The organism is Acidovorax carolinensis (assembly GCF_002157145.1).
GTDB classification, from domain to species: Bacteria; Pseudomonadota; Gammaproteobacteria; order Burkholderiales; family Burkholderiaceae_C; genus Acidovorax; species Acidovorax carolinensis.
Genome location: NZ_CP021361.1, coordinates 844,509 through 863,158, shown reverse-complemented (window position 1 = coordinate 863,158; position 18,650 = coordinate 844,509). Strand labels below are relative to the sequence as shown.

Sequence of the window (18,650 nt, the reverse complement as noted above, 5' to 3'; positions counted from 1 at the left end):
AAATAGCTATTAGCGCTTTCTACACAGGCGCTACAGCCCGATTTCAGTCAAGAATCAAACCATCTCGCGCCAGCGCGCCAGCAGCGCTGCGGCCTCTTGCCTGAGCGCCGCCACCATGGGCGCCACCTCGGGCAACGGCGCCCGAAAAAGGGGCCGCACCATGCTCACGCTGAAGGGCACCGAAAACGCCAGCCGCCGCAGCACCAGCCCGCCACCCGCCCCATTCACGCCGGCCAGCGCGGTCAAGGGGTTGACGATGGCCACGCCCAGCCCCTGCTGCACCATGGCGCATACGGCCACGGCGCTGTGGGTTTCCAGGCGCAACTGGCGCTGCACGCCGGCCTGGGCAAACAGTGCATCGATCTGGCGCCGGTAGGGATCGTCGGCCGACAGGCTCACAAACGGCAGCCCGGCGAAATCATCGAGCTCCAGCACCGGCCGCATCGCCAAGGCGTGTCCTGCGGGCAGCACCGCCACCTCGTCAAGCGTGAGCAGCACCTCGGCCTGCGTGCCGGGCGGTGTGGCCGTCTGCTCGCCCAGGCCCAGATCAAAGCGCTGGGCGCTCATCCATTCTTCGAGCAGGGGCGACTCCTGCGGGGTGACCGACAGGCGGGCGTGGGGGCAGGCCTGCAGCAACCGCGCCGCTGCGCCGGGCACCAGCGCGTGCGCCAAGGCCGGCAGGCACAGCACCGCCAGCTGCGCCGCGTCCGATCGGCCCAGCGCCACAGCGCGGTCCACCACGCGCTCCAGCCCCTGCCACGAGCGCTGCACCTCGTCCCACAGTGCCAGCGCCCGGGCATTGGGCCGCAGCCGGCCCTGCAGGCGCTCGAACAGCGCATAGCCCAGCAAGGACTCCAGCCGGGCCAGTTCGCGGCTGGCGGTGGGCTGCGAGCTGTGGAGCAGGTCGGCCGCGCCGGTGACGCTGCCCGCCGTCATCACGGCGCGGAACACCTCGATGTGGCGGTGGGTGATGCGGGAACTGGCCGTGGAATCAAGGTGCGATGTCATGGCACAAGAGCATATCCAGAATGAATGCTAAGCAAACATCAAAGCATTGGATCGAATGACCAATCCACGGCATCATGGTGTTTTTCAGCACCGGATCGCCCCATGTCCAACCCCTTCTCGCCCGCGCAACTGTGGTCCCTGGCCGACCAGTTCGGCACCCCGCTGTGGGTGTATGACGCCGCCACCATCCGCCAGCGCATTGCACAGCTGTCCAACTTTGAAACCATCCGCTTTGCGCAGAAGGCCTGCTCGAACATCCACATCCTGGCGCTGATGCGTGCGCAGGGCGTGAAGGTGGACGCGGTCTCGCGTGGCGAGATCCTGCGCGCGCTGGCCGCCGGTTACCAGGCGGGCCAGAAAGGGGATGCGCCTTCCGAGATCGTCTTCACGGCCGACCTCTTCGATGCGGCCACGCTGGCCTGCGTGGTGGAGCATGAGGTACCGGTGAACGCCGGCTCCATCGACATGCTGCACCAGCTGGGCGCGGCATCGCCCGGCCATGCCGTGTGGTTGCGCATCAACCCCGGCTTTGGGCACGGCCACAGCAACAAGACCAACACGGGCGGCGAGCACAGCAAGCACGGCATCTGGCACACCGATCTGCCCGCCGCACTGGCCGCCATCCGCCAGCATGGCCTGAAGCTCGTGGGGCTGCACATGCACATCGGCTCGGGCGTGGACTACCGCCACCTGGAGCAGGTGTGCGGCGCCATGGTGGAGCTGGTGCGCACCACGCACGCTGCGGGCCATGACCTGCACGCCATCTCGGCCGGCGGCGGCCTGTCCATCCCCTACCGCGATGGCGAGCCCGTCATCGACACGCAGCACTACCACGGTCTGTGGGACGCCGCGCGCCAGCAGGCCGAGGCCATCGTGCAACACCCGCTGGGCCTGGAGATCGAGCCCGGCCGCTACCTGGTAGCCGAATCGGGCGTGCTGCTGGGCGAGGTGCGCGCCACCAAGGATGCGGGCAACAACCATTTCATGCTGCTCGACACCGGCTTCAACGAGCTGATGCGCCCGTCCATGTACGGCAGCTACCACACCATGAGCGTGCTGCGCCGCGACGGCAGCACGGCGGCCCACCGGCCCAGCGTGGTGGCGGGGCCGCTGTGCGAATCGGGCGACGTGTTCACGCAGGGCGACGGCGGCGTGGTGCTGCCGCGCAACCTGCCGGATGCGCAGGTGGGCGACCTGCTGGTCATCCACGACGCGGGCGCCTATGGCGCCTCGATGTCCTCCAACTACAACACCCGGCCCCTGATTGCCGAGGTGCTGGTCGATGGCGGCCAGGCCCGCCTGATCCGCCGCCGCCAGACGGTAGAAGAACTGCTGGCGCTGGAACTGGGCCTGTGAACCCGCAAGGCCGCGCCCGCGGCCCGCGGTATACCCTGCCCTAGCGCAGTTCCGAGGCCGGATCCCGCCCCATCAGCAGCCCCACGGCATCGGCCAGGGCCAGCCGGCCATCGAGCAGCGCCACCACCGCCTGGGTGATCGGCATGTCCACACCCAGCCCCGCCGCACGCTGGGCTACGGTGCGGGCGCAGTACACGCCTTCGGCCACATGGCCCAGGGAGTCCACCGCCTGCTGCAGGGTCTGGCCCTGCGCCAGCAGCAAGCCGACGCGGCGATTGCGCGACAGGTCGCCGGTGGCCGTCAGCACCAGATCGCCCATGCCCGACAACCCCATGAAGGTGTCAGGCCGTGCGCCGAGCGCCACCCCGAGGCGCGTCATTTCGGCCAGACCGCGCGTGATGAGGGCCGCCCGGGCATTGAGCCCCAGGCTCAGCCCATCGCACAGGCCGGTGGCAATGGCCAGCACGTTCTTCACCGCGCCGCCCACTTCCACGCCCACGATGTCGTCGTTGGCATAAACGCGCAGGCTGGGGCTATGGAAGGCGGCAACCAGCGCATCGCGCACCAAGGCATGCCGGCTGGCCGCCACCAGCGCCGTGGGCTGGCCGCGCGCCACCTCTTGCGCAAAGCTGGGACCGCTGAGCACGCCAGCTATTAAATCAGGAGCTACCTGCGCACACACTTCGTGCGCCAGCAGGCCATAAGAGCCGGAATCCGCCGATGCCACCGCTTCAAAGCCCTTGCACAGCCAGGCCACCGGGGCCGGGCAGCCGCGCAAGGCCAGCAGCATGCTGCGCAGCGCCGCCATGGGCGTGGCCACGATGACCAAATCGGCAGAGCGCGCCAACGCCAGCGGATCTGCGCCGGACACCAACAGCGCCGGGGGGAAATCAATGCTGGGCAGATAGCGCGCGTTCTGCCGCCGCGCCTGCATGTCGGCCACCTGCTGGCCATCGCGGGCCCACAACGTGACGGTGTGTCCGCCCGGTTGCTGGGCGGCTCCCATGGCCAGCGCCGTGCCCCAGGCACCGGCACCAAGTACTACTATTTTCATAGCTGCTTGCGCTTATGGATAAAGCGCCAGAGGCCTAAGAGCCTGCTCAACGTCTTTTTGGAGATCGCATTGGAGAGTAATCGAGATGAGTGCAAGCCTCGGATGGGCCGCATGGGCTCGTGCCCATGCAAGCAGCCGGGGGGTGCAATCGCCCGATTTCACTCCAACCCTTCGGGCAAGTGCCTTGCCGGGCGGTCTGCGGCGTTGCGGCGCTTGTGGATAGCCGGGCTATCCACTGCGCTCCGCGCCTTGCACCCCATCCCGGCAAGGTACTTGTGCGACTCCAAAAAGACGTTGAGCAGGCTCTAAAGACCTCTGACCTGCATCACTGCGTGATGATGGGCGAGGGCTCGCCGGCTGCCTGGGCCTGCTGCTGCTCGTACATGGCCTGGAAGTTGATTTCGGCCAGGTGCACGGGCGGGAAGCCAGCGCGGTTCACGATGTCGGCCACGTTGCCGCGCAGGTAGGGGTACACGATTTGCGGGCAGGCGATGCCCATGATGGGGCCCATCTGGTCTTCGGGGATGTTGCGGATCTCGAAAATGCCCGCCTGCTTGGCTTCGACCAGGAACACGGTCTTGTCCTTGATCTTGGTCTGCACCGTGGCGGTCACGGCCACTTCATAGATGCCTTCGGCCACGGGCGTGGCTTCCACGCCAAGCTGGATGTCCACGCTCGGCTGCTCTTGTTCGAGCAGGATGCCGGGCGAATTGGGCTGCTCCAGCGACATGTCCTTGAGGTACACGCGCTGAATCTGGAACACGGGGTTTTCTTGATCGGCCATGATGGAAAAGTCTCTCTGCGAATTGGGGTTTCAGCAAAACAAAACCCGCCGGGGAGCAGCTCCCGCAGCGGGCACATGGGGCTGCATTATGCAGCGCCCGGGTGACGCATCAGGCCGCGCCCAGCAGGGGCATGAGCCCGCCCCGGCCGTCCAGCGCCACCAGGTCGTCGTGGCCGCCTACATGGGTGTCACCAATGAAGATCTGCGGCACCGTGCGGCGGCCGGTGATCTCCATCATGTGGTTGCGGGCGGCGGGGTCGGTGTCGATGCGGATCTCTTCGATCTGCTCCACACCCTTGGACTTGAGGATCTGCTTGGCCCGCACGCAATAGGGGCAGACGGCAGTGGTGTACATCTTCACGGGTTGCATGGTGATCTTTCCTGACAGCAACGGGACAAAGTTCTAAGAAAGCGGAATGGGGGCTAGAAGGTGTGAATGGACCCGCCGTGACCGAGCGGGCCGCACAAACGTGCTTCATCAAGGCACAAAGCACAGCCATAGCTTGTGCTATGGCGAGCATTTGCAACGCCGATGGGGTGCGTTTTTGCGGGACGAGCGGGCATGGCGGGTTCGTTCACACCTTCTCAGGCTTTTTCCACCGGCAGGCTGGCCTCGCGCCAGGCCTTGAGGCCGCCGGCCATGGCCTGGGCATTGTCATAACCCAGCTTCTTGGCCATGGCCACGGCGCGGTTGGCGCGGGCGCCACTGGCGCAGACCAGCACCAGCGGCAGGGCCTTGTTCTTCACCAGGGAGGGCAGGCGCTCTTCGAGCTGGCCCAGCGGCACGTTCTTGGCGCCGCCCACATGGCCGGCCGCGAATTCTTCGGTCTCGCATACGTCGATGACCACGGCCTTCTCCCGGTTGATGAGCTGCACGGCACGCGTCGGCGTGAGCGAACCACCACCGGCGCTCTTGAGCAGCGGCCACAGCAACATGCCGCCCGAGGCGAGTGCCACGAGGATCAAATACCAGTTGTCGATAACGAATTTCACGAGGGTTCCTTGGGTTGGCAAACCCCGTAATTTTAGAATGTATGGTTTTGACCCGCTTTCCCTAGGGACACCATGCACAAACTCGTTCTGATTCGCCACGGCGAATCCACCTGGAACCTTGAAAACCGCTTCACCGGCTGGACCGATGTGGACCTCACGCCCACCGGCGTGTCGCAGGCCATGTCCGCCGGCAAACTGCTCAAGGCCGAGGGCTACGAGTTCGACATTGCCTACACCAGCGTGCTCAAGCGCGCCATCCACACCCTGTGGTACTGCCTCGATGAAATGGACCGCACCTGGCTGCCCGTGCAAAAAAGCTGGCGCCTGAACGAGCGCCACTATGGCGCGCTGCAAGGCCTGAACAAGGGCGAGACGGCCAAGCAATATGGCGACAAGCAGGTGCTGGTGTGGCGCCGCAGCTATGACACGCCGCCTCCGGCCCTGGAAGCCACCGACCCCCGCTGCGAGCGCAGCGACCCGCGCTATGCCGGCATGAACCCGCTAGACATTCCGCTGACCGAATGCCTCAAGGACACCGTGGCGCGCGTGCTGCCGTTCTGGAACGACACCATGGCCCCCGCCATCCGCTCGGGCCAGCGGGTGGTGGTTGCCGCGCACGGCAACTCCATCCGGGCGCTGGTCAAGTACCTGGACAACATCTCCGACCACGACATCGTGGAGCTGAACATTCCCAACGGCATTCCACTGGTATACGAGCTCGACGACGACCTCAAGCCCATCCGCCACTACTATCTGGGCGATGCCGAGGCCGCAGCCAGGGCGGCAGCCGCTGTTGCGTCGCAGGGCAAAGCGTAAAGTCGGTGTAAAGCCGGGCCAAAACCCGAATAATCCTGCGAAAGTGAGCGCCCGCGCGGAACCGCAGCGGGCGCAGGCCTTCCAAGATGTATATTGAATTGAAGCGGTAAAGGTGTTCTATGGGCCACAAACTGAAAATTGCAGGGTGGGTATCGATTGGCGTGGTGGCGGGAGCGCTAACGACGGTGTCCCTGCAGACGGTGGCGCGCGGCGCCATGACGCCGCTTCCGCTGGAGGAGATCCAGCAGCTTTCCGCTGTTTTTGGCCTGGTCAAGACCGACTATGTCGAGCCGGTAGATGACAAGAAGCTCATCACCGACGCCATCTCGGGCATGGTGGCCAGCCTGGACCCCCACTCACAGTATTTCGACAAGAAGTCTTTCAAGGAATTCCGCGAAGGCACTTCGGGCCGCTTTGTGGGCGTGGGCATCGAGATCACCCAGGAAGACGGCCTGATCAAGATTGTCTCGCCCATCGAGGGCTCTCCCGCCTTCCGCGCCGGGCTCAAGACCAACGACCTGATCACCAAAATTGACGAAACCGCCGTCAAGGGCCTGTCGCTCAATGACGCCGTCAAGAAGATGCGCGGCGAGCCCAACACCAAGGTCACGCTCACCATCTTCCGCAAGGAAGAAAGCCGGACCTTCCCCGTCACCATCACGCGCGAAGAAATCAAGACCCAGTCGGTCAAGGGCAAGCTCATCGAGCCGGGTTACGGCTGGGTGCGGCTGTCGCAGTTCCAGGAGCGCACCGTCGATGACTTCGTGCGCAAGATCGAAGAGATCTACAAGCAGGACCCCCATCTCAAGGGCCTGGTGCTGGACCTGCGCAACGATCCCGGTGGTTTGCTCGATGCGGCCGTTGCCATCTCGGCAGCGTTCCTGCCGGAAAACGTCACCGTGGTCAGCACCAACGGCCAGCTGGCCGAAAGCAAGGCCACCTACAAGGCCGCGCCCGAGTTCTACCAGCGCCGCGGCAGCGGCGACCCGCTCAAGCGGTTGCCTGCGGCACTCAAGACGGTGCCCCTGATCGTGCTGGTCAACGAAGGCTCCGCTTCGGCCAGCGAGATCGTGGCCGGTGCGCTGCAGGACCACAAGCGCGCAACCATCATGGGCAGCCAGACTTTTGGCAAGGGCTCGGTGCAGACCGTGCGCCCCCTGGGCCCGGACACCGGCCTCAAGCTCACCACGGCCCGCTACTACACCCCAAGCGGCAAGTCGATCCAGGCCAAGGGCATCGTGCCCGACGTGATGATCGACGAGTCGGAAGAAGGCAATGTGTTCGCGGCGCTGCGCATGCGCGAGGCCGACCTGGACAAGCACCTGGGCAGCGGACAGGGCGATGAACCCAAGGACGAAGGCCGCGAAAAAGCCCGCGAAGAAGCCCGCAAGCGGCTGGAAGAAGAAGCCAAGAAGCCCGTGGCGGAACGCAAGATCCCCGAGTTCGGCTCGGACAAGGACTTCCAGCTGACGCAGGCCCTCAACCAGTTCAAGGGCCGCCCCGTCCTCGTCAGCAAGACGCTGACCGAGCGCAAGGAAGAAAAGAAAGAGAACTGAGACCGTTCTCGTTCCACCAAGGCCGGGCTCCCCACGGAGCCCGGCCTTTTTCACGCGCCACGCGCCAAAAATCGAATCCACCATGACCGACGACCAGCTCTTGCGCTACTCCCGCCACATCCTGCTCGACGAAGTGGGCATCGAGGGGCAAGAGCGCATTCTGGCAAGCCACGCCTTGGTCATCGGCGCAGGGGGACTGGGCTCGCCGGCGGCGCTGTTTCTGGGATCGGCCGGTGTCGGGCACATCACGCTGGTCGACAACGACGTGGTGGACCTGACCAACCTGCAGCGCCAGATTGCACACACCACTGCCCGCGTGGGGCAACCCAAGGTGCAGTCGGCGGCGCAGGCCATCACGGCGATCAATCCGGACGTCCAGGTCACCGCCTTGCAGGCACGCGCCGATGCCGCCTTGCTCGACACACTGGTGCCCCAGGCCACCGTGGTGCTGGACTGCAGCGACAACTACGCCACGCGCCACGCGGTGAACGCGGCTTGCGTGCGGCATGGCAAGCCGCTCGTGGTCGGGGCGGTGATCCGGTTTGACGGGCAGATCACCGTGGTGGAGCCGCGCGATGCAGCTTCGCCCTGCTATGCGTGCGTGTTCCCCCCGACGCGGCATTCGAAGAGGTGCAGTGCTCGACCATGGGGGTGTTTGCACCGCTCGTGGGTGTGGTGGGCGCCATGCAGGCGGCCGAGGCGCTGAAGCTGTTGTCTGGCGCGGGGCCGTCGCTCGCAGGCCGCCTGCTCATGCTGGACGGCCGCGCCATGGAATGGAACACCATGCACCTGAACCGGCACCCCGATTGCCCGGTGTGCGCATCATCGAAGTAAGCGGCGTCCTACAGCCCCAGCGTGTGACGGCTGGCAGAATTGCACCAACGACCCCGTTAAATTAAAGGCTCGGCCACAGCACATCTGCACCGGTCGCACCCCATGGATCAGGCTGTGAAACTCCGTACCTACATTGTTGAAGACAACGCCACGATTCGGGAAAATCTGATTGGCACGCTGGAAGAACTTGCATGTGTGGAGGCAGTCGGTGCCAGCGCCACCGAAGACGAAGGCAAGGAGTGGCTGACGGCCCACAGCGCGCAGTGGGATCTGGCCATAGTGGATCTGTTTCTTCGCCAGGGCAGCGGTCTCGGTGTGCTGGCAGCTTGCCGCGCACGCCAGCCGGGCCAGAAAATGGTGGTGCTGAGCAATTACGCCACCCCCGATGTGCGCATGCGCTGCGCGCAGCTCGGTGTTGATGCGGTATTCGACAAGTCCAATGAAATCGATGCCTTGGTGGACTATTGCATCGAGCACAGCAGCAAGGCGCAAAACGCTGCGCCCCCACAGCCACGGTCGGACGTGCCGTGAAGCCGCTTCCCCTGCGCAGGCCGTGCCGGGGCAGCTTTGACAGGGCGGAGCCGGTGCACCGCAAGCGGGGCAAAAGACCCGCCCGTCAGTCGATCAGCCGGTTCTTCAATGCGTAGTAGGTCAGGTCACTGTTGGACGAGAGACCCATTTTTTCCATGAGCCGCGTGCGGTAGGTACTCACGGTCTTGACGCTCAGCGACAAGGCCTTGGCAATATCGCCGGCCGTTTCGCCCTTGGCCAGTTTCAGGAACACCTGGAATTCCCGTTCCGACAATTGCTCGTGCGGCGGTGCGTCGTCCTTGCGGTTCAGTTGCTGCGCCAGCAACTCGGCCACGGCAGGCGTGAGATAACGCCGTCCCAATGCGATGGTGCGAATGGCTTCGACGATCTCGGAGGGCTCGCATTCCTTGTTGAGGTAGCCGCTGGCGCCCTGACGGATCAGGTTGATGGCGTAATGCTCTTCGGGATAGCCGCTCAGGATGAGAATGCCCATGTCGGGTGCCTTGGCTCGCAGCATGGCCAGCGCATCCAGCCCGCTCTGGCCGGGCATGGACAGGTCCATCAGCAACACATCGATTTCATGGTTGCGCACAAGATCGATGGCTTCGCGGCCATTGCCCGCCTCGCCCTCCACGCGCAAGTCCACATGCTCCGACAGAAACTGCCGCAGCCCGGTACGGACAATCGCATGGTCATCCACAATGCCGATCTTGATCATGAGCCTCTTTCGGGGGCGGCCATGCCACCCCCGGGTCGTTGTTGTTCCAAATATTTGCGCAGCCCTGCGCACCGCAGCTGGCAGCGTAGCAGTTCACCGCCATTATCCGAATATCTCGCATGACCCTCAAAGATCAATCCAGGCACTGGCTCAGGAAAAGCCGCACGATGGCCGTCAGCCTGCCTTTCGCCCTGCTGGCCGCGCTGGTGCTCATTGGCATCAACGAAGCCGGGCACATGCGCTCACAGGAAGCCGTGGAAGCAATGAATGAGGGGCAGCTGACCCGCAATGCACTCAACCGCCTGCTGCAAAGCATGCTGGACGCCGAAACCGGCCAGCGCGGTTACCTTCTGACGGGCAACGAAACCTATCTGGAACCCTACGACAAGGCCGTTACCACCGTGCACGCCAACCTGGACGAATTGCGCACCAGGTTCCTGAAGTCACCCGATGACCTGCAGCAGTTTGCCAACCTGTCACGCGAGGTCTCCCGCAAGCTGGCCGAGATGGAGCTGAGTCTGCGCCTGCGCCGGCAGGGCAACGAGGATGCATGGAAATTCATCCTCCATACCGACGTGGGCAAGGAGCATATGCAGTCGATTCGCAACCAGGCCCACGCGCTGATTGATCGCAGCGCCCAGAAGGTGCAGGAGAGCCGCCGCCAGATTGTGCAGTCGCTGATGCTGTCGCGCATCGGCATTGCGACCGTGACAGCCGTTGGGCTGCTGGCGTTCTACATGTACCTGCGCCAGGCGCGAACCCTGCAGCAGGTGAATCAGCGCGAACAGGAAGTGCTTGAACGCGAACGCGAGCGACTCGAAGGCCTGGTGCGCGAGCGCACCGCGTCACTGTCCGAGCTGGCCAGCCATCTGCAGCAAGTGCGCGAAGACGAGCGTGGCTACCTTGCGCGCGAGCTGCACGACGAACTGGGGGCCTTGCTGACCGCCGCCAAGCTCGACGTGGCCCGGCTCAAGTCCAAGATCGACCACCAGGCGCCCGACATTGCCGAGCGCCTCAGGCACCTGAACGAAACACTGAACAGCGGCATTGCCCTCAAGCGCCGCATCATCGAAGACCTGCGCCCGTCCTCTTTGTCCAACCTCGGGCTGACGGCAGCCCTCGAAATCCTGACCCGCGAACATGCCGAGGGCGCCGGTATCGAGGTCGAGACCAACCTGGAGGCCGTGCACCTGAATGAGGCCACCCAGCTGACGGTTTACCGGCTGGTGCAGGAGGCCCTCACCAACATCAGCAAGTACGCCAAGGCGAAGAAGGTGCTGGTCACCGTACACAGCTATCCCACCCATGTGGCAGTGCAGGTGCGCGACGATGGCGCGGGCTTCGACCCCGCTGCCGTGGGCCCCGCGTCGCACGGACTGGCTGGCATGCGCCACCGGGTGGAGGCCGCGGGCGGGCGTCTGACCATCACCTCCCGTCCCGGCAACGGCACCCTGGTATCGGCCGTCCTGCCCCAGCCACGCTGATCCCACTGCGCCCCGCCCTTCGCCCATGCGCATTGCGCGTTGGGTGGCCTGCGCGCTCGGGTGAGGGTGCATCGGTCTGCAGGGGTGCATCAGCGGCGTCCTACACGCCGGCCATCCCCGCGCTGACACGGGGCCGCGTCAGCCACCGGCATCCGTGGCAGGCCGCGCTGCATACAGTACATCTCAGGCGCTCGGCTTTCTGGCGCCACCCAACTGTCGGTCACGCCGACCCCGTAAGGAGATGGAAATGCTGCACTACGCCGTTGTCTTTCTGGTTATCGCACTCATCGCCGCCGTGTTCGGCTTTGGCGGCATTGCGGCAGGCGCCGTAGGCATTGCCAAGATCCTGTTCTTTGTGTTCGTGATCATGGCCATCGTGACCTTTGTGCTGGGCCTGATGAACAAGCGCTGATCCAACCGCATGGCCGCCCTTTTGCAGCCACTGCGCTCCAACCCCCATATCCGGAGAAAACCCATGAATATCGAGTCCACCACCGACAAAGTTGCCAACGGCGCCCGCAATATCGCAGACAACGTGCTGCAAAGTGCCCAGGACGCCGTGCAGACCACACGCAACGTGGCCAACGAATCCCTGGACAAAGCCGCAACCAGCGTGCGCGAACTGCGCCGCGAAGCCAGCCCCGTGATCGACGATCTGGCCACCCGCGCGCAGGACCTTGCCACGCGCAGCATCGATTTTTGCGCCGACACCGGTGCCCGCGCACGTCGCCAAGTACAGCAAGCCGCTGACGCCACCACCCGTTACGTCGTACAGCAACCGGGCAAATCCGTTGCCATTGCCGCTGCCGCCGGCGCTGCTGTCACCGCCGCCTTGCTGTTGCTGTCAAGCCGCCGCAACCGCTGATAAACGTCGGAGCGTTCCGCCAATTTGAAGGTGCCCCATGCAAAAGATCAGCCATCTGCCCTCCCATGGCTCCGCCATGACGCTCGACGAAAAGGCCCTGAAGGCCGCAGCCACCAGCCATCTGGACGAAGGGGCTGTCACGCCGGCCTTCAGCAAGCACCGCGATGACATCGTGCGCCTGCTCAACGATGCCCTGGCAACCGAACTGGTGTGCGTGTTGCGCTACAAGCGCCACCATTTCACCGCCCATGGCATGGCGTCGCCGGCCATTGCAGCAGAGTTCATGGTGCATGCGAACAAGGAGGCGGCGCACGCCGACCTGATTGCCCGGCGCATCGTGCAGCTGGGGGGCGAACCTGACTTTGCACCGGACACCTTGCTTGCCCGCAGCCACGCCGACTACGACACCTCGTCGGATCTCAAGGCCATGGTGAAAGCCAACCTGGTGGCGGAGCGGATTGCGGTGGAAGCCTACCGCCAGATGATTGCATTAATTGGTGACAAAGACCCCACCACCAAACGCATGCTCGAAGGCATACTGGCCGACGAAGAAGAGCATGCCGACGAACTCAAGGATTTGCTGGAAGCCTAGCGCGCCCGCTTTCAGCATCACAACAGCCAGCCGGTTACGGAGGGTGCAATAAACCGGCAGACTGTGATTTTCCCTAGCACCCGCGTCCCAACTCTATGAAGGAATACACCATGAAATACGCACGTGCCCTTGCCTTTGCCGCAGCTGCAGCCATTACCGTTGTTACCGCCACGGGCTGCGCTGTAGCGCGCAACCAGGAGTCGGTTGGCTCCTACATCGATGACGCCGGCATCACCGCCGCCGTCAAGGCCAAGATGGCCGAAGACAAAACCGTTTCGGCCACCTCCATCAGCGTTGAAACGCTCAATGGCACGGTGCAGCTGTCGGGTTTTGCAAAGTCGCAGGCTGAGAAGGACCAGGCTGGAGTCATTGCGCGCAACACCAAGAACGTCAAGGAAGTGCGCAACAGCATTGTTGTGCGCCCCTGAGCGTTCACGCCCGACGCTGTCAGGCACGGTGCACGCCGTGCGGCAGCAACGTGGCTGAAAAAGGGCACAAGCGCCGGACCAGCGGGTCAGGCGCTTGTGCCCTTTTTCACTGGCCGCCACGCTTTCTCACTTTTGCCCGCGGTGCGCCCCACCGCAGGGGTTAAGCTGCAACACCATGCGGGTATTCAATTGCGACCATTGCGGTCACCTCGTTTTTTTTGACAGCGTGCAGTGCCTGCACTGCGGCAGCACGCTCGCCTTTGTGCCCGAACTGCTGGCCATGGCGGCGCTGGCCCCGGCGCCGCAGGACGGACCCGACCTGTGGCGCCGGATGGGTCAACGCGGCGGTGCCGACTACAGCGGCAGGCTCTATCGCATGTGCCATAACCACACCGCTTACGATGCCTGCAATTTCGCCGTGCCGGCCAACGATTTCTCGCCGCTGTGTGCATCGTGCCGCCAGACGCGCGTGCTGCCCGACCTCTCCGAGCCCGCCAATCTGGGCCGCTGGAAGCAGATCGAATCGGCCAAGCGCCAGCTTTTCTACACCCTGGCACGCCTGGGGCTGGAGCCCGCACCGGGCCGGGCCGGGCCGGTGTTCGAGTTTTTGGCCGACTGGCCCGGCGGGCCGACCATCCTTACGGGCCACCACGGCGGCACCATCACACTCAACGTGGCCGAAGCTGACGATGGCGAGCGCGCGCAGCGCCGCGTGGCGCTGGGCGAACCCTACCGCACGCTGATCGGCCACCTGCGCCATGAATCGGGGCACTTTTACTGGGACCAGCTGGTGCGCGACGGCCATTGCCTGGAGGCGTTTCGCAGCCTGTTTGGCGATGAGCGCCAGGATTACGCCAGCGCTTTAAGCGCCCACTACGGCAAAGGCAACGACCTGGGCGACTGGCGCCAGCACCATGTCAGCAGCTATGCGGCCTCGCACCCGTGGGAAGACTGGGCCGAAACCTGGGCCCATTACCTGCACATGGTGGACCTGCTCGAAACGGCAGCCAGCTACCAGACCAGCGTGACCGTGCCCGACCCGAACGCTGCCCAGCGCTACCAGGTCACCGACCCCTTCGCCAACCCACGCCCGTCGTTTGACGACATGGTGCGCCAGTGGGTGCCCCTGACCCTGATGCTCAACAGCCTGAACCGCAGCCTGGGGCAAAACGACGCCTATCCGTTTGCGCTGTCGTCGGGCGCCATGGGCAAGCTGCGGTTTGTGCACGACCTGGTGCAGGCCCCCGCAGGCTGAGACGCTCATTCCGTTTCCAAATCACGCGTGTCCAGGCACGCACCCGCAGGCAGTGCTGCAGCACGATCTGGCGAACCACCACCTACGCGGGTGAACTACAAATGGAATCAGACGGCGGCTGTACGCTGGAGCCTGCGCATCAGGTGCTCGTGCACCACGGGCGAAACAAACTGCGCCACATCGCCGCCCAGCGTGGCAATTTCGCGCACCAGCGTGCTGCTGATGAACTGGTGCTGGCTGCCGGGTGTGAGGAACACCGTCTCGATGTGCGGCACCAGCGCGCGGTTCATGCCCGCCAGCTGAAATTCGTAGTCGAAATCGGTGCCCGAGCGCAGGCCTCGCAGCATGGCCGTGCCGCCGCGCGCGGCGGTGAACGCGGTCACCAGGCCATCGAAAGGCTCGACGCTCACCTGCGGGCAGTCGCGCAGCGCCTCGCGCGCCATGTCCATGCGCTCATCCAGGCTGAACATTGTTTTTTTGTGGTGGGCAATGGCCACGGCCACGATCACCCGGTCGAACAGTTGCGCCGCGCGGCGCACCAGATCTTCATGCCCCAGGGTGATGGGGTCGAAAGTTCCGGGGTAAACGGCGAGCACATTGTGGGCCATGGGCTGGGGCTTTCTGGTGGGCAGAGGAACGTTGGCCCCGGCTGGTGGACATGGTCATCGCCACGGCAGGCCTGCCGGGCCGCGTGGGCGCATTATGCAGTGCACTGCAGCACGCCAAAGCGCCGCAGTGCCCGCACCCCTTGACTTTGTGCCAAATGAGGCTCTAGCGCTTATCCAATAAGCGCAATCAGCTATTTATACGATAGCAAACTGGCACTGCAAAGTCACTCTTTCGGTCGCCGCTTTAGCAAATGCGCATGCACCGCGCCAGCCTTCAGGTGGCGATGCACGGCCAGCCCTAACGGGGCCAGCGCCTCGTCGGTCCAGGCCAGCGGGGCCTCCAGATATACACAGCCGTCCTCGGCCACCGCCTGGGCTGCGGCCTGCAGGGCGGGCTCGAACAGGGTGCTGTCAAATGGCGGGTCCAGCAGCACCAGGTGCAGGCTGCCAGGGGCGGCATGCTTGAGCGCGGCAATGCCGTCGCCGCGCTGCACGCGCACCGCAGTGGCCGCCAGGCGTTGCTGCAGCTTGTGCAACTGGGCCACCAGGGCGGCCTCGTTTTCGACCAGCTGCACGGCGGTGGCGCCGCGCGAGGCGGCCTCCAGCCCCAGTGCGCCGGTGCCGGCAAACGCATCGAGGCAATGCCAGCCGGTAAGGTCCTGGCCCAGCCAATTGAACAGGGTTTCGCGCACACGGTCGGGCGTGGGGCGCAGGCCCGGGCGCTGGGCCACGGGCAGGCGCGTGCGCTTCCACTGGCCGCCGATGATGCGGATTTCGCCCGCACCCTTGGGGGCTGCGTCTTTCTTGACGCTGTTCTTGGTTTCTTTGGCGTCGGGCTCTGCCGCTGGGATGTTCCTGGCGGGACGGGCCAGGCGGCCGCCGGGCAGGGATTCCAGGCGCAGGTTGGAACGGCTCATGGCTGGCCTCCCACGACCACGGTAACCATGCGCTCGGGCTGCAGCTTGCGCGCCATGGCGGCGCGGATGTCGGTCACGGTGAGCGCCTCGACCCGCTTTGTCCAGTGGTCCAGGTAGTCGAGCGGCAGCCCGTTCCAGGCGATGTTGGCCACGTTGCCCAGCAACTTGCGGTTGCTGTCGATGCGCAGCGCAAAGCCGCCGATCAGGTTGTCCTTGGCGGCGCGCAGCTCGGCCTCGGTGGGGCCTTCGCGCACAAAGCGGGCCAGCACGTCGCGCGAGACCTGCACGGCCTGCGCGGCCTGGTCAGGCCGGGTCTGCAGGCCGATGGTGAAGGCACCCGCATGCAGGCCGGGCGCAAAGCCGCTGTACACGCTGTAGCTCAGGCCGCGCTTTTCGCGCACCTCACTGGTCAGGCGCGAGGTGAAGCCGCCGCCGCCCAGAATGTGGTTGCCCACCAGCAGCGCCAGAAAGTCGGGGTCGCGGCGCGCAAAGCCTGGCTGGCCGATCAGCACATGGGCCTGGGCCGAGGCAAAGGGGATGCGCTGCTCGGCCGGTGCGGCGAGCGCCGCCACTTCGGGCACGGCCGGCAGCGGCGCGCATTCGGCCACCGTGCGCGGCGGCAGGCGCGACAGCAGCGTGGCCACCAGCGTCTGCGCCTGGGCGCGGTTGACGGCACCCACGATGCTCACGCGGGCGCGGCAGGCGGCAATGCTGCGCGCATGAAAGGCCTGCATGTCGGCCACGTCGATGCGCGCCAGCGTGTCCTCGGTGGCCCGGTAGCCGTAAGGGTGGCTGCCATACACCGCGCTGGCAAAGGCTTCGCCCGCCACGGTGGCGGGACGCGTGCGCGATTCCTTGATACTGGCGCTCCATCGGGCACGTTCGCGCTGCCAGATATCGGCCGGCCAGCTGGGCTCGCCCATCTGGCGGGCGGCCAGCATAGCGGCGCGTTGCAGCAGCGCGGGGTCGGTCAGGGAGCGCAGCGAAAAATGCAGCGCATCGCTGCCGGCGCTGGCGTCAAAGCTGGCGCCCAGGTCGGCCCAGGCCTCGCCCAGCGCGTTTTCGTCGAGCGGCGGCGCAGCACCCTCGCCCGCCATGGCCAGCACGCCCTTGGAGGCCATCGAGGCCACGGCACTGGCCAGGCCGGCCTGTTCGGCCGGGTCGCGGCGGCTGCCGGCGTCAAAGTCGATCTGCACATCCACCATGGGGATGACGGGGCTTTCCACCAGCCAGACCTGGGCGCCATTGGCTTCGGTCCAGTGCTGGATGGGCAGCAAGGCCCAGGCAGGACTGGCACCAAACAGGGCACCAGCGCTTATCAATAAAGCGCTAGCAGCTATTTTTTTCATAGTAATCATGCAATGCCTCACGGTGCGGATTCAGTGGCGCGTGGCGCCGGCGGCCGGCGCGGGGCGTGCGGGCTTGGCATCGAGCGGCTGCGGCAGCAGCGTGGCCACCGTGAGCTGGTCGTCGCCAAAATACCGGGCCGCCACCTGCTGCACCTGCTCGGGCGTCACGGTGCGCAGCAGGGCCAGCAGGCGCTCTTCCGCATCCAGCGGCAGGCCCTGCACCCAGTTGCTGCCCAGGTCCTGGGCCTGACCGTGCACCGAGTCGCGCTGGTACACGGTGGAGGCAATCCACTGGGTCTTGACGCGCGACAACTCGGCCTCGCTCACGCCCTCGCGGGCCACGCGGGCCACTTCGGCGCGCAGGGCTTCCTCGACCTGCTGCGCCGTCTTGCCTTCGGCGGGCACGCCGCTGAGCAGGAACAGGCTGGGGCCACGCCCCGTCACCATGGCCGAGCTGCCGGCACTGTCGGCCACGCGCTGCGGGCCCTGGCTCAGGGCGCGCTCCAGGCGTGCACCGTCGTAGCCACTGAGCACGGCCGACAGCACCATCAACGCCAGGGCATCGCGATCGCCGTCGGTGAGTTTCTCGACCCGGTCCATGCTGGGCACGCGAAACGCCAGGGCCACATAGGCCTGCTCGGCCGGTGCCTTGACGGCAATGCGGCGCAGGCCCTGCTGGGCGGGTTCGGCGCGCGGTTTGCGCGCAGGCACGGCGCGGGCCGGCAGGCGGCCATAGTATTTTTCGGCCAGCTTGCGGACCTGGGCCACATCCACATCGCCGGCCACCACCACCGCCGCGTTGCCGGGCACATACCACTGGCGGTGGAAATTGCGCACATCATCGGGCGTCATGGCATCGAGGTCGCTCATCCAGCCCACCACCGGGCGGCGGTAGGGCGAGGCCAGGTAGGTGGCGGCAAAAAGCTGCTCGGCCAGCACGGCACGGGGCTGGTCTTCGGTGCGCATGCGGCGCTCTTCCTTGACGACCTCGATTTCTTTCTTGAACTCGGCGTCGGGCCACTGGTTGTGCGCAAACCGGTCGGCCTCCAGGCGCATCACGTCTTCGAGCCGGTTGGCCGGAATCTGCTGGTAGTAGCCGGTGTAGTCGCGGCTGGTGAAGGCGTTCTCCTGGCCACCCAAGGCCGCCACGCGGCGCGAAAACTCGCCCGGCGGCACGGTCTTGCTGCCCTTGAACATCATGTGTTCGAGCACATGGGCCACGCCCGAGGTGCCATCGACCTCGTCCATGGAACCCACGCGCAGCCACACCATGTGCATGGCCGTGGGCGCGCGCCGGTCGGGCTGCACGATGAGCTGCATGCCGTTGGACAGCGTGAATTGCTGCGCCCCGATGCGGTGGCCGCCTGTGCAGGCAGGGCCGTCGACGGGCTGGCTGAAGCGGTTGTGGACAGGGTGGTGGAAGCAGGGGTTTGCGCCCCGGCACTCAGGCAGGCCAGCAGGCCCAGGAGGGTGAAAGCACGTTTCATAGAATGGAGTGATTC

19 protein-coding genes and 2 pseudogenes are annotated in these 18,650 nt (G+C 65.4%); 11 read left to right on the top strand and 10 right to left on the bottom strand.

The genetic code is table 11. The features are described from left to right. Positions 1–54 precede the first annotated feature (54 nt). Entirely contained in the window at positions 55–1,008 is a 954-nt protein-coding gene (locus tag CBP34_RS04075) for a LysR family transcriptional regulator (protein WP_094097370.1), read from the bottom strand. A 102-nt stretch (positions 1,009–1,110) separates the two neighbouring features. Between CBP34_RS04075 and lysA the strand changes: the two genes are divergently transcribed. Next, entirely contained in the window at positions 1,111–2,364 is a 1,254-nt protein-coding gene (gene lysA, locus CBP34_RS04070) for a diaminopimelate decarboxylase (protein WP_094097369.1), read from the top strand. A 40-nt stretch (positions 2,365–2,404) separates the two neighbouring features. On the opposite strand, the gene CBP34_RS04065 is transcribed toward lysA, so the two are convergent. From CBP34_RS04065 to CBP34_RS04050, 4 genes are all read right to left on the bottom strand, one after another. Continuing rightward, positions 2,405–3,418, bottom strand: a complete 1,014-nt coding sequence (locus tag CBP34_RS04065; RefSeq protein WP_094097368.1) for an NAD(P)H-dependent glycerol-3-phosphate dehydrogenase — start codon at positions 3,416–3,418, stop codon at positions 2,405–2,407. A 325-nt stretch (positions 3,419–3,743) separates the two neighbouring features. Beyond that, positions 3,744–4,202, bottom strand: coding sequence for a protein-export chaperone SecB (gene secB, locus CBP34_RS04060; protein WP_005798899.1), 459 nt, complete (start codon positions 4,200–4,202; stop codon positions 3,744–3,746). A 109-nt stretch (positions 4,203–4,311) separates the two neighbouring features. Further along, positions 4,312–4,572, bottom strand: a complete 261-nt coding sequence (gene grxC, locus CBP34_RS04055) for a glutaredoxin 3 (protein WP_086913952.1) — start codon at positions 4,570–4,572, stop codon at positions 4,312–4,314. A gap of 215 nt (positions 4,573–4,787) precedes the next feature. After that, complete coding sequence (locus CBP34_RS04050) at positions 4,788–5,195, bottom strand: rhodanese-like domain-containing protein (protein WP_086911505.1); 408 nt, start codon at positions 5,193–5,195, stop codon at positions 4,788–4,790. Between the two features lie 72 nt (positions 5,196–5,267). Here CBP34_RS04050 and gpmA point away from each other — a divergent pair, with 72 nt between their 5' ends. The 4 genes and pseudogenes from gpmA (at position 5,268) to CBP34_RS04030 (ending at position 8,932) form a co-directional block, all read left to right on the top strand. Then, positions 5,268–6,011 (top strand): 2,3-diphosphoglycerate-dependent phosphoglycerate mutase, encoded by a 744-nt coding sequence (gene gpmA / locus CBP34_RS04045; protein ID WP_086911504.1) that lies wholly within the window; start codon positions 5,268–5,270, stop codon positions 6,009–6,011. Positions 6,012–6,130: 119 nt separating this feature from the next. After that, on the top strand, positions 6,131–7,567 hold the full coding sequence (locus CBP34_RS04040; protein ID WP_094097367.1) for a S41 family peptidase: 1,437 nt from the start codon (positions 6,131–6,133) through the stop codon (positions 7,565–7,567). A gap of 82 nt (positions 7,568–7,649) precedes the next feature. Next, positions 7,650–8,401, top strand: a pseudogene (locus CBP34_RS04035) (HesA/MoeB/ThiF family protein). A gap of 114 nt (positions 8,402–8,515) precedes the next feature. Then, a complete protein-coding gene (locus tag CBP34_RS04030; protein WP_094099058.1) occupies positions 8,516–8,932 on the top strand; it encodes a response regulator in 417 nt (138 codons plus the stop codon). Between the two features lie 85 nt (positions 8,933–9,017). Here the strand turns inward: CBP34_RS04030 and CBP34_RS04025 are convergent, their stop codons facing one another. Next, positions 9,018–9,650 carry a response regulator gene (locus CBP34_RS04025; RefSeq protein ID WP_086911501.1) on the bottom strand — a complete coding sequence of 211 codons (633 nt, stop codon included), beginning with the start codon at positions 9,648–9,650 and terminating at the stop codon, positions 9,018–9,020. Positions 9,651–9,769: 119 nt separating this feature from the next. Between CBP34_RS04025 and CBP34_RS04020 the strand changes: the two genes are divergently transcribed. The 6 genes from CBP34_RS04020 to CBP34_RS03995 all read left to right on the top strand — a co-directional run bounded on the left by CBP34_RS04020 (position 9,770) and on the right by CBP34_RS03995 (position 14,274). Next, entirely contained in the window at positions 9,770–11,134 is a 1,365-nt protein-coding gene (locus tag CBP34_RS04020) for a sensor histidine kinase (protein WP_086911500.1), read from the top strand. Positions 11,135–11,381: 247 nt separating this feature from the next. Then, on the top strand, positions 11,382–11,546 hold the full coding sequence (locus CBP34_RS04015; RefSeq protein WP_086913950.1) for a DUF1328 domain-containing protein: 165 nt from the start codon (positions 11,382–11,384) through the stop codon (positions 11,544–11,546). A gap of 63 nt (positions 11,547–11,609) precedes the next feature. Continuing rightward, positions 11,610–11,999, top strand: a complete 390-nt coding sequence (locus tag CBP34_RS04010) for a hypothetical protein (protein WP_086911499.1) — start codon at positions 11,610–11,612, stop codon at positions 11,997–11,999. A gap of 37 nt (positions 12,000–12,036) precedes the next feature. After that, positions 12,037–12,591, top strand: a complete 555-nt coding sequence (locus CBP34_RS04005) for a ferritin-like domain-containing protein (RefSeq protein WP_094097366.1) — start codon at positions 12,037–12,039, stop codon at positions 12,589–12,591. Positions 12,592–12,701: 110 nt separating this feature from the next. Beyond that, positions 12,702–13,019 (top strand): BON domain-containing protein, encoded by a 318-nt coding sequence (locus CBP34_RS04000; RefSeq protein ID WP_086913949.1) that lies wholly within the window; start codon positions 12,702–12,704, stop codon positions 13,017–13,019. Between the two features lie 175 nt (positions 13,020–13,194). After that, positions 13,195–14,274, top strand: a complete 1,080-nt coding sequence (locus CBP34_RS03995; RefSeq protein WP_094097365.1) for a zinc-binding metallopeptidase family protein — start codon at positions 13,195–13,197, stop codon at positions 14,272–14,274. Between the two features lie 107 nt (positions 14,275–14,381). Here the strand turns inward: CBP34_RS03995 and coaD are convergent, their stop codons facing one another. The 4 genes and pseudogenes from coaD to CBP34_RS03975 form a co-directional block, all read right to left on the bottom strand. After that, positions 14,382–14,882: a pantetheine-phosphate adenylyltransferase gene (gene coaD, locus CBP34_RS03990; RefSeq protein ID WP_094097364.1), complete on the bottom strand. Its 501-nt coding sequence runs from the start codon at positions 14,880–14,882 to the stop codon at positions 14,382–14,384. Positions 14,883–15,106: 224 nt separating this feature from the next. Then, positions 15,107–15,799, bottom strand: a complete 693-nt coding sequence (rsmD, locus tag CBP34_RS03985) for a 16S rRNA (guanine(966)-N(2))-methyltransferase RsmD (protein ID WP_086926711.1) — start codon at positions 15,797–15,799, stop codon at positions 15,107–15,109. After that, a complete protein-coding gene (locus tag CBP34_RS03980) occupies positions 15,796–17,157 on the bottom strand; it encodes a M16 family metallopeptidase (protein ID WP_086926710.1) in 1,362 nt (453 codons plus the stop codon). Before CBP34_RS03980 ends, rsmD begins: the two co-directional genes overlap by 4 nt. A gap of 21 nt (positions 17,158–17,178) precedes the next feature. After that, positions 17,179–18,635 (bottom strand): annotated as a pseudogene (locus CBP34_RS03975) (M16 family metallopeptidase). Positions 18,636–18,650: the final 15 nt, after the last annotated feature.

Bases quoted from the DNA above. Each gene is read 5' to 3' on its own strand.
- CBP34_RS04075 (WP_094097370.1), bottom strand. From the start codon at position 1,008: ATGACATCGCACCTTGATTCCACGGCCAGTTCCCGCATCACCCACCGC.
- lysA (WP_094097369.1), top strand. From the start codon at position 1,111: ATGTCCAACCCCTTCTCGCCCGCGCAACTGTGGTCCCTGGCCGACCAG.
- CBP34_RS04065 (WP_094097368.1), bottom strand. From the start codon at position 3,418: ATGAAAATAGTAGTACTTGGTGCCGGTGCCTGGGGCACGGCGCTGGCC.
- secB (WP_005798899.1), bottom strand. From the start codon at position 4,202: ATGGCCGATCAAGAAAACCCCGTGTTCCAGATTCAGCGCGTGTACCTC.
- grxC (WP_086913952.1), bottom strand. From the start codon at position 4,572: ATGCAACCCGTGAAGATGTACACCACTGCCGTCTGCCCCTATTGCGTG.
- gpmA (WP_086911504.1), top strand. From the start codon at position 5,268: ATGCACAAACTCGTTCTGATTCGCCACGGCGAATCCACCTGGAACCTT.
- CBP34_RS04040 (WP_094097367.1), top strand. From the start codon at position 6,131: ATGGGCCACAAACTGAAAATTGCAGGGTGGGTATCGATTGGCGTGGTG.
- CBP34_RS04025 (WP_086911501.1), bottom strand. From the start codon at position 9,650: ATGATCAAGATCGGCATTGTGGATGACCATGCGATTGTCCGTACCGGG.
- CBP34_RS04020 (WP_086911500.1), top strand. From the start codon at position 9,770: ATGACCCTCAAAGATCAATCCAGGCACTGGCTCAGGAAAAGCCGCACG.
- CBP34_RS04015 (WP_086913950.1), top strand. From the start codon at position 11,382: ATGCTGCACTACGCCGTTGTCTTTCTGGTTATCGCACTCATCGCCGCC.
- CBP34_RS04010 (WP_086911499.1), top strand. From the start codon at position 11,610: ATGAATATCGAGTCCACCACCGACAAAGTTGCCAACGGCGCCCGCAAT.
- CBP34_RS04005 (WP_094097366.1), top strand. From the start codon at position 12,037: ATGCAAAAGATCAGCCATCTGCCCTCCCATGGCTCCGCCATGACGCTC.
- CBP34_RS04000 (WP_086913949.1), top strand. From the start codon at position 12,702: ATGAAATACGCACGTGCCCTTGCCTTTGCCGCAGCTGCAGCCATTACC.
- CBP34_RS03995 (WP_094097365.1), top strand. From the start codon at position 13,195: ATGCGGGTATTCAATTGCGACCATTGCGGTCACCTCGTTTTTTTTGAC.
- coaD (WP_094097364.1), bottom strand. From the start codon at position 14,882: ATGGCCCACAATGTGCTCGCCGTTTACCCCGGAACTTTCGACCCCATC.
- rsmD (WP_086926711.1), bottom strand. From the start codon at position 15,799: ATGAGCCGTTCCAACCTGCGCCTGGAATCCCTGCCCGGCGGCCGCCTG.
- CBP34_RS03980 (WP_086926710.1), bottom strand. From the start codon at position 17,157: ATGATTACTATGAAAAAAATAGCTGCTAGCGCTTTATTGATAAGCGCT.